Genomic DNA, 9,891 nt, shown 5'->3' with positions numbered 1-9,891 from the left:
AATACATCAACGGCTTCTATAACCCGCGCCGTCGGCACTCAGCATTGGGAGGCAAAAGCCCCTTGGCCTTTGAACGCCACGTGGCCTAAACGAGCACTCGGAGCGGCACAAATACGCGACAGGTCCATTCGAGGAATGGATTCCGCCGCTGCTTGCCTTTCTCAACCGGCCGGAGCCTGCGCTGATCGCGAACGAGAACCCGGCGCCTGCCTTGACCGAGGATGAGTTCATCGACCTGCTCGAGCGGATCACCTATCAGAACTGGATCAGGCGCCTTGCGTTCACCGCGCGCCTTACTGTGTATTTCCAGCTGATAACGGCAATCCGGGCCGGCAAGTCGGCCGACGACATCCGGGCAATTTTCCTCAGCAACGCGAACGATGACGAGTTCCGCTCGCTGATTGACGGGGAGGTCTATGGTCGGCCCTTCGCTCAGGCGGTTCTGCTGCGCCTCGAGGAGGCGGACCAGGATGAATCGGTCACCAAGGATTTCGGCGGCAAGATCACCATCGAGCACGTCCTGCCGCAGGCGCTGAAGGATGATTACTGGCGCGAACGTTTCACCGATGACGATCATCGCCTTTGGCTGCATCGCCTTGGCAATTTGGCGCTGCTGGCCGGGATCAAGAATTACAAGGCAAAGTTCTATTCGTTCGATCGCAAGAAGGAAGTTTTCTCCAGAAAGAACGACAAGGTCTCGTTCGACACCACCAAGCCAATCCTAGCGGCAGACGAATGGACGAAGGATCAGCTGGCCTCGCGCCAGATCGACCTTGTCGGCCGCGCCGTAAGGGTCTGGTCGTTGGCCTCTCCGGCCGCCTCCGCCACCACTGGCCAGCCCCTTGTGGCTGAATCGGCATAGGTGGGTTTCGGGGTGCACCGGTGAACGAGGCCGATACCTGCCGCAAACTTGTCGTCCCGAAGCTGCAGGAAGCAGGCTGGGACGACCGGCCGCATGCCATCAATGAGCAGCGGACGTTCACCGATGGCCGGATCGTCTTCGTCGGCGGCCGGGCCCGCAGGGGCAAGCAGAAGCGCGCGGACTATGTTCTGCGCTACAACCCCGACTTCCCGATTGCCGTGGTAGAGGCCAAGGCCAGATACCGCCATGCCGCAGATGGCTTGCAGCAGGCCAAGGATTATGCCGAGATTCTTGGGCTCAAATTTGCCTACGCCACCAATGGCGCCGAGATTGTGGAATTCGACTACACGACCGGTATCGAGCGTATGCTGGACGCGTTCCCGAGCCCGGATGAGCTGTGGGCGCGCCAGCGCGCGGCAGAGGGACTAAACGACCCGCTCACAGCCGAGCGGTTGCTGACCCCGAGCTTTCCGGATCGCGCGAAGCCGTTGCGGTACTATCAGGAAATCGCGGTCAATCGTGCCGTCCAGGCAGTACTGCAGGGGCGGAAACGGATCCTGCTCACGCTCTGCACCGGGGCAGGCAAGACTGCCGTCGCCTTCCAGATCAGCTGGAAGCTGTGGTCGGCGCGCTGGAACGGCAAGGGCGTGAACCGCACACCAAAAGTTCTGTTCCTGGCCGACCGCAATGTCCTCGTCGACGATCCGATGGCCAAGGATTTCAGCCCCTTCGGCGACGCGCGCCACAAGATCGCCGGTGGCATCGCGGTCAAGAGCCGCGACATGTATTTCGCGATCTACCAGTCGATTGCGCGCGACGAGAACCGGCCCGGACTGTATCGGGAATATCCCCGCGACTTCTTCGACCTGATCATCGTGGATGAATGCCACCGCGGCAGCGCGCGCGACGACAGCAATTGGCGCGAGATCCTCGAATGGTTCGAGCCGGCCACCCAGATCGGCATGACCGCGACGCCCCGGCGCGAGGAGAATGTCGATACCTACACCTATTTCGGCGATCCCCTCTACGAATACAGCCTGGCGCAGGGGATCGCGGATGGCTTCCTTGCGCCTTACCGCGTGCATCGGGTGATCACGGACTATGACGCCGCAGGCTGGCGGCCAAGCCGGGGCGAGTTGGACCGATACGGCCGAGAAGTCCCCGACAATGAATACCAGACCCGTGACTTCGAGCGCGTCGTCGCCTTGCGCGCCCGGACCCGCGCCATCGCCCGCCATCTCGCCGACTTCATGGCCGAGACCGACCGTATGGCCAAGACCATCGTATTCTGCGTGGATCAGGAGCACGCGCTGGAGATGCGTCAGGCGCTGGCGGAACTGAATGCCGACCTCGTGCGCGACAACCCGGACTATGTCTGCCGCGTCACCGCCGACGAAGGCGACATCGGCCGGGGTCACCTCTCCAAGTTCCAGGATGTGGAGACCGACACCCCGGTCATCCTGACCACATCGCAGCTGCTGACCACCGGCGTCGATGCGCCTACCTGCAAGAATGTGGTTCTGGCGCGCACCGTGGGCTCGATGCCCGAGTTTAAGCAGATCATCGGCCGCGGCACCCGGCTGCGCCCGGACTACGGCAAGCTTGCCTTCAACATCATCGACTATACTGGCACGGCGACGCGCATGTTCGCCGACCCCGCCTTCGATGGCGAGCCGGTCCGCGAGGCCGAATCCGTCATCAACGAAGACGGCGAAACCATCGAGGAACACGAGGCTGAGGATGTGGCGCCCGAGCCGGGCGACATCCCCGAGGGACCAGAGGCGCCTCTGGGCGACCCCGAGCCGGAACCGGGGCCGCGGAAGTTTTATGTCGATGGCGGCGAGGTCTCTGTCGTCCGTCATCTCGTCTATGAACTCGATGCCGAGGGCAAGAAGCTCGCCTGCCGCCAGCTGACCGACTACACCGGCGACAAGGTCCGCACCCTCTATCCCAATGCTTCCGAGCTGCGCTCCGACTGGCTCGACCCTGAGCGCCGTGCCGAAATCGTCGAGCAACTCGAGGAAAAGGGCATCGACCTCGACACCCTGTCCGAGGCCGTGGGCAAGCCCGAGGCCGATCCTTTCGACCTCCTGTGTCATTTGGCCTACAACACCCCCCTGCGCACAAGGCGCGAGCGAGCCGACCGCCTGCTGCGCGAACAGGACGCCTTCCTAGCCCGTTTCGGCCCGGATGCCCGCAAGGTTCTCGACGCTGTTCTTGAAAAATACGCCGAACATGGCAGCGCGCAGTTCAAGCTGCCCGATATTCTCGAAGTCCCGCCTTTCAATGAATGGGGCAACGTCATAGAAATCGCCAGACGCTTCGGCGGGGGAAAGGAGCTTCGCAGCGCCGTCACCGAGCTGCAGCGATTGCTCTATACCGCCTGACTTGAAGGACTTCCCCAATGGCCAAACCCGCCCGCAAGAAGGCTGCGCCCAAGCAACTGACCACCGCCCAGCGTCTCGACAGCATCATCAAGTCCGCCCGCAAGATCATGCGCAAGGACAAGGGGCTGAACGGTGATCTCGATCGCCTGCCGATGCTGACCTGGATCATGTTCCTGAAATTCCTCGACGACATGGAGCGGATCGAGGAGGAACGCGCCGAACTGGCCGGCACGGATTATCGCCCGATCATCGAAGCCCCTTACCGCTGGCGCGACTGGGCGGCCCAGGCGGACGGCATCACCGGCCCCGACCTTCTGGCCTTCCTGACCGCGGAAAAGGCCGAACGCCCCGACGGCACCAGGGGCGCCGGGCTGTTCGCCTATCTGCGCGCGCTGCGCGGAGACAACGGCCGCCGAGAACGCCGCGACGTGATCGCCACCGTCTTTCAGGGTTTCACCAACCGCATGGAAAGCGGCTACTTGCTGCGCGACGTGGTGAACCTGATCGACGGCATCCATTTCGATTCCTCCGAGGAGGTTCACACCCTCGGCCGCCTTTACGAGACCCTGCTGCGCGAAATGCGCGATGCCGCCGGCGACTCGGGCGAGTTCTACACTCCGCGCCCCGTCGTGCGCTTCATGGTTGCTGTCACCGATCCGCAGCTTGGCGAGACCATCCTCGACCCGGCCTGCGGCACCGCCGGCTTCCTGACCGAATCCTTCCTGCATCTCGAACGGCAGGCTGACACCGTCGAAAAACGCCGCATCCTGCAAGACCGCAGCGTCATGGGCGGCGAGGCCAAGTCGCTACCCTTCCTGCTGGCGCAGCTGAACCTGCTTCTGCACGGGATGCACGCGCCCAAGATCGACCCGGGCAATGCCCTGCGCTTTCGCCTGAATGAAATCGGCGAGGCCGAGCGCGTGAACGTCATCCTCACCAACCCGCCCTTCGGCGGCGAGGAAGAGGCCGGGATCCTCACCAACTTCCCCGAGGACCGGCGTACCGCCGAAACTGCGTTGCTGTTCCTGCAACTCATCATGCGGCGGCTGAAGCGCGCCGGGCGTGGCCGCGCCGCTGTTGTCGTGCCCCATGGCACGCTGTTCGGCGACGGCATCGGCGCGCGCATCAAGGCCGACCTGTTGCAGCAGTTCAACCTGCACACCGTCGTGCGCCTCTGCGAGGGCGTCTTCGCCCCTTATACCGACATCCCGGCCAACCTGATCTTCTTCGATACCACCGGCCCCACCCGCGACATCTGGTATTACGAGATGCCCCGCCCAGAAGGCCGCAAGAAATACTCCAAGACCGCTCCCATGGCCTGGGAGGAGTTCGCGCCATGCCTTGACTGGTGGCAGGACCGGCAGGAGGGCGAACGCGCTTGGAAGGTAGACGGGCAATCGCTGATCCAGCGCGATGCCGATGGCCGCGTCATTGCCTGCAACCTCGACCTCAAGAACCCCCATGCGCTTGAGGTTGAGGATCACCGCCAGCCCCTTGAGATCGTCGAGGCGATCACCGCCCGCGAGCGCGAGATCATCGCGATCATGGACGACATCCGCGCTGAACTGGCGGAGGGGCTGTGATGGGCTGGCCTTTGGTCCGGCTGGGGGAGGTCGCCGAGCAGGTATCTCGTGGTGAACCGCCAGTCACTGGAACCGACTACCGATTGCTCGGAGTGCGCCTTTGGGGTCAAGGGGCCTATGAACGCGAAACAATTGATGGGTCGGAGACCAAATACGCAACGCTCTATCGTGTTGAAACCGGCGACATAGTGGTCAACAAAATATGGGCGCGCAATGGAAGCGTGGCCGTGGTGGGTCCAGATCTTCACGGAACGTTCGGGTCATCCGAGTTCCCGACCTTCCAGACAAACAACGCCCGCCTTCTGCCAGATTGGTTTCGACTTTTCACCCTCACGAAAGACTTGTGGGATCAGTGCGACAGCTTTTCACGCGGAACGAGCGGACAAAACCGATTGCGCCCCGCAAAGTTTCTCGAAATCCAAATCCCCCTCCCACCCCTCGCCGAGCAGCAGCGCATCGTGGCGCGGCTGGATCGGGTTGCGGGGCTGGTCAGGGCGCGGGCAGAGGCCGCCGCCGCGATGGAGGCCGACCTGCAGGCGATGCTGGCTAAGGCTTTCGCCCGCTGCATCGACGCCGCCCCCCGCCGCCCCATGGCCGAAGTCGCCCCCCTGATCCGCCGCCCGGTCGAGATCGAGCCGGACGGCGCCTATCCCGAACTCGGCGTCCGCTCCTTCGGCCGCGGCACCTTCCACAAGCCGGTGCTGCCGGGTTCAGAGGTTGGCACAAAGAAGCTGTTCGAGATCGCACCCGGCGATCTGCTGTTCAACATAGTGTTCGCATGGGAAGGTGCCGTCGCCATCGCGCAACCCGCTGATACTGGCCGCGTTGGCTCGCATCGCTTCCTGACCTGCGTGCCCGAACCCGCGACAGCAACCGCAGACTTTCTGCTGTTCTATTTCCAGACGCCAGAGGGGCTGCAGCGCCTTGGCGAAGCCTCACCCGGCGGGGCAGGCCGCAACCGGACCCTAGGTCTGAAGAAACTTGAAACCATCGAAGTCCCTCTGCCGCCGCTTGAAACCCAACGCTGGTTCGACCGCCTTCAGGCCAAGGCTCGCCAAATCCGCGACATCCGCGCCGCATCGGCCCGCGACACCGACGCCCTGATCCCCGCGCTTCTGCATCAGGTCTTCGGCGCCGGGGACAGGGCCGCATGACCGGCGGCGGTGACCAGCCCGATCTGCTGTCTGACCTGACCGATCTGGACTTCGCCCGCCATCTGCTGGCCGAGATGCACGACGACCTGCACGGCAAGGTCTCGCGCTATCGCATGCTGACCGATTTCAGCCGCGATCTCGGCCCGAACGGCACGATGATCTTCGGCGGCCAGGCCGCCCACTTTGCCTGGATCGAGGCACGCTCGTCCTACGTCCACGGCAACTTCGCCGCCACAATCCTGCTGTGCCAGGGGCTGGTCGAGCATCTACTGGCGGCCTGGTTGCACGGCGGCCTTCTGATTGACGACATCCTCAACCGGATCTCCTTTCGTGAAACCCTGCGCCGCTGCCGCGAGCGGGACGTGATCTCCGATCTGGACGTGACCGACCTGCAAAGGCTGATGGGCCTGCGCAACCCGCTGTCCCACTTCCGGCACGTCGATGATGCCGGCAACCTCGACCGCCGCTCGCTCGACACCGGCCAGCAGGCCGCCGACGTCGTTCGCCACGACGCCATCTTCGCCATCGGCCTCGCCGTCAGAATGCTGGCCAAGCCCGCTTTCCGCCTTGGACCGACCGCCTGAGCCCGGCGCCTCGCCTCGATTATGGTTCGACCCCGGTTCCATCCCGCAAACGCCCCTCTCGTCGAAGTGCTCAGCCTGAACCTGAAATAAACAATCCCTGCCAATGGCTTGCAGAACTTTACCAAATCCGCGCAGTCAACAGGTCCGGAGAATATCGACCCGGAGAGAACGCTTCCGGGCCGCTTGGCGCCGCCGCCGGTGCTCAGCCCCTCCCGCATAACCCTCGAAAACAACGGAAAAATCCGGCCGCAGCCGGATCGGGAGAACGCTTTCGCGGGGGTAAGTGGCGGAGGGCGCGGGTCTGACGTCGAACCTTCTCCACTTCCAGAGCCCTCCTTCTCGGCCAGCTTCCGCAGGACCGCGTCGTCGTTGACGAGTTCAGATACGGCAAGAGCCAGCCCGTGAGAGCCTGAGAGCCCAACTCGAAAAGAGTTGAGCGGTTTCAGCTGGTTGTGGTTCTGTCCGGTCGCCAGACTGAACGGAGCCACGCATGCCCTGGACTGAAGCCGCTCGCCGGGAGTATCGGCGGGCTGGAGCGCGCTATGCAAGCGACATGACGGATCGGGAATGGGTGCTGGTTGCGCCCTTCATGCCGCCGGCGCGCCGGCTAGGGCGTCCGCGCACGACCGATCTGCGGGAGGTGATGAACGCGATCCTCTACATTGCGACGACCGGCTGCCAATGGGTCCAGTTGCCGAAGGACTTCCCGCCCTATTCGACCGTGCAGCGGTATTTCTACGACTGGCGCGACAGCGGCCTGCTGCAGACGATCCGCTTTGCGCTCGCCATGGAGACGCGGGAACTGGAGGGGCGCGAGGCCAGTCCGAGCGCCGGGGTGATCGACAGCCAGAGCGTGAAGACCACCGAAAGCGGAGGGGTTTGCGGCTTCGACGCGGGCAAGAAGGTCAAGGGACGCAAGCGCCACATCGTCGTCGACACCATCGGGCTGCTGTTCGGGCTGGTGGTCCATGCCGCCGACATCCAGGATCGCGACGGCGCGCCCGCGGTCCTGAAATCCATCCGTCATTCCTGTCCCTGGCTCAGGCATGTCTTCGCGGACGGCGGCTATGCCGGGCCGAAACTGCGCGGCGCCCTCGACAGGATCGGCGACTGGACGCTGCAGATCGTCAAGCGCTCCGACACGGCGAAGGGCTTCGAGGTCCTCCCGCGCCGATGGGTGGTCGAACGCACCTTCGCCTGGCTCGGGCGCTGCCGCCGTCTGGCAAAGGACTGGGAGAAATCCGTCGCCTCCGCTGAAGCATGGATCAACGTCGCCCACATCCGCCTCACAACCAGGCGCCTCGCAAGGTTCTGCTATCGTTGAATGAGTTTCGAGTCGGACACTGAGATGGCTCGCTTTACACGTTCCTTACGCGATCCGGCACGATCTCGCATGGAGCCTTTACGCAGCGCTACTGCAGTGTCCGGCACAGCAACCTAGGGAGCCTTGCAATGCTGGACCTTCTCTACATCGTTCTCGGCCTCGCTGTTTTCGCGGCTTTCGCCTTCGGCATCCGTGCCGCCGAGCGGTTGTGAGGGCGGCATCATGTTCGATCTGATCGTAGGGCTCGCCGTAGCAGCGGGCCTGTTCGTCTATCTTGGCGCGGCGCTGCTGCGGCCCGACCGGTTCTAGGGGTGCCGCATCATGACCCTGCTTTCCTACTTTGCTTACTTCGCCGCGCTTGTGGGTCTGGCCTGGATGCTCGCGATCTGGATGGCGCGCGTCTATTCCGGAAGCCTGCCTTCGGCGCTGCTGCGGACCGAGGCGGCGCTGTTGCGCCTGAGCGGCGCCGCGCCCGACCGAGGCATGGGCTGGGGGGCCTATGCGCTGGCTGTCTTAGCCTTCAACGCAACATGTTTTGTCGTGCTCTACGTCCTGCTCAGGGCGCAGGGCACGCTGCCGCTGAACCCCGACGGCATCGGCGGCATGGCGCCCGACCTCGCCTTCAACACCGCTGTCAGCTTTGTCACCAACACCAACTGGCAGGCCTATTCGGGCGAAGCGCAGCTGAGCTATCTCAGCCAGATGGCCGGGCTGACGGTGCAGAACTTCGTCAGTGCTGGCACAGGCATGGCAGTGGCAGTGGCGGTGATCCGGGGCTTTGTGGCGCCCAAGGGGGCGACGCTTGGCAACTTCTGGGTGGACCTGACCCGGTCGGTCCTGTGGATCCTCCTGCCCCTATCGGTGGTGCTGGCGCTGTTCCTTGCGTGGCAGGGCGTGCCGCAGACGTTGCAGGGCGCAGTGGTTGCAACAGGAATCGAGGGCCAGGAGCAGGTCATCGCACGCGGCCCCGCCGCAGCGCAGATCGCGATCAAGCAGCTTGGCACCAATGGCGGCGGCTTCTTTGGCGTAAACTCGGCGCATCCGTTCGAAAACCCGACGATTTCGTCGAACATGGCGCAGAGCCTGTCGATCCTGCTGATCCCGGTGGCCTTCTGTTTCCTGTTCGGCCGCATGGCCGGGGACCGGCGGCAAGGATGGGCGATCTTTGCCGCCATGGCGGTGATGTTCGTGGCAGGCCTTGCGGTGATCCATGCCTACGAAGTTGCGGGGAACCCCGCCCTAGGGCTAGGCGCGAACATGGAGGGCAAGGAACAGCGGTTTGGCGCGATGCTGTCGGCGCTCTGGGCGGCCCAGACCACCGCCGCGTCGAACGGATCGGTCAACGCGATGCACGACTCGTTCATGCCGCTCTCGGGGCTGGTGATGCTGGTCTTTATGCAGATCGGCGAGGTGATCTTCGGCGGGGTCGGCGCGGGGCTCTACGGGATGCTCCTCTACGTCGTCCTCGCCGTGTTCCTGGCCGGGCTGATGGTGGGGCGGACGCCCGAATACCTCGGCCGCAAGATCGAGGGGCGCGAGGTGACGCTGGCGGTACTGGCCTTCCTGTCGATGCCCTTGGGCATCCTGGTGGGCGGGGCTGTGGCGGCCACGGTGTCTGCGGCGCTGGCGGCGGTGCAGGAGCCCGGGCCGCACGGGATGAGCGAGATCCTCTATGCCTATTCGTCGGCCACCGGGAACAACGGCAGCGCCTTCGGCGGCTGGGGCGCGGCGCTGCAATGGCACACGACGGCACTTGGGATCATCATGCTGTTGGGGCGCTATGCCATCATCATCCCGATGCTGGCCATTGCCGGGTCGATGGTGCGCAAGCCACAGGCCCCTGTCACCTCAGGCACCTTTCCAACGGACGGGCCGCTGTTCGTGACGCTTCTCATCCTCACCGTGCTGATCCTCGGCGCGCTGACCTTCTTCCCTGTCCTCGCCCTTGGTCCCATCGCGGAAGAGACCGCGCGGCTGGCCGGGCAGAGTTTCTGAGG

The 9,891-nt window shown here is 64.1% G+C and carries 8 protein-coding genes; all 8 read left to right on the top strand.

Annotation, left to right across the window (positions count from 1 at the left end):
- The first annotated feature begins 211 nt into the window (after window positions 1-211).
- The 8 genes from GL284_RS19035 (at window position 212) to kdpA (ending at window position 9,889) form a co-directional block, all read left to right on the top strand.
- Window positions 212-862, top strand: a complete 651-nt coding sequence (locus GL284_RS19035; protein WP_196216814.1) for an HNH endonuclease family protein — start codon at window positions 212-214, stop codon at window positions 860-862.
- Between the two features lie 20 nt (window positions 863-882).
- A complete protein-coding gene (gene hsdR / locus GL284_RS19030) occupies window positions 883-3,249 on the top strand; it encodes an EcoAI/FtnUII family type I restriction enzme subunit R (RefSeq protein WP_341870504.1) in 2,367 nt (788 codons plus the stop codon).
- Between the two features lie 17 nt (window positions 3,250-3,266).
- Window positions 3,267-4,832 (top strand): class I SAM-dependent DNA methyltransferase, encoded by a 1,566-nt coding sequence (locus GL284_RS19025; protein ID WP_196216815.1) that lies wholly within the window; start codon window positions 3,267-3,269, stop codon window positions 4,830-4,832.
- Window positions 4,832-5,986: a restriction endonuclease subunit S gene (locus tag GL284_RS19020; protein WP_155046062.1), complete on the top strand. Its 1,155-nt coding sequence runs from the start codon at window positions 4,832-4,834 to the stop codon at window positions 5,984-5,986. Before GL284_RS19025 ends, GL284_RS19020 begins: the two co-directional genes overlap by 1 nt.
- Window positions 5,983-6,570, top strand: a complete 588-nt coding sequence (locus tag GL284_RS19015) for a hypothetical protein (RefSeq protein WP_155046061.1) — start codon at window positions 5,983-5,985, stop codon at window positions 6,568-6,570. Before GL284_RS19020 ends, GL284_RS19015 begins: the two co-directional genes overlap by 4 nt.
- A 490-nt stretch (window positions 6,571-7,060) precedes the next feature.
- On the top strand, window positions 7,061-7,894 hold the full coding sequence (locus tag GL284_RS19010) for an IS5 family transposase (protein ID WP_155046060.1): 834 nt from the start codon (window positions 7,061-7,063) through the stop codon (window positions 7,892-7,894).
- Window positions 7,895-8,017: 123 nt separating this feature from the next.
- Window positions 8,018-8,203 carry a K(+)-transporting ATPase subunit F gene (gene kdpF / locus GL284_RS21645; RefSeq protein ID WP_230383177.1) on the top strand — a complete coding sequence of 62 codons (186 nt, stop codon included), beginning with the start codon at window positions 8,018-8,020 and terminating at the stop codon, window positions 8,201-8,203.
- A 12-nt stretch (window positions 8,204-8,215) separates the two neighbouring features.
- Window positions 8,216-9,889 carry a potassium-transporting ATPase subunit KdpA gene (kdpA, locus tag GL284_RS19000; RefSeq protein ID WP_155046059.1) on the top strand — a complete coding sequence of 558 codons (1,674 nt, stop codon included), beginning with the start codon at window positions 8,216-8,218 and terminating at the stop codon, window positions 9,887-9,889.
- Window positions 9,890-9,891: the final 2 nt, after the last annotated feature.

Source organism: Paracoccus shanxieyensis (genome assembly GCF_009711265.1).
Classification (GTDB): Bacteria; Pseudomonadota; Alphaproteobacteria; order Rhodobacterales; family Rhodobacteraceae; genus Paracoccus; species Paracoccus shanxieyensis.
This window is presented reverse-complemented; position numbering and strand designations above follow the sequence as displayed.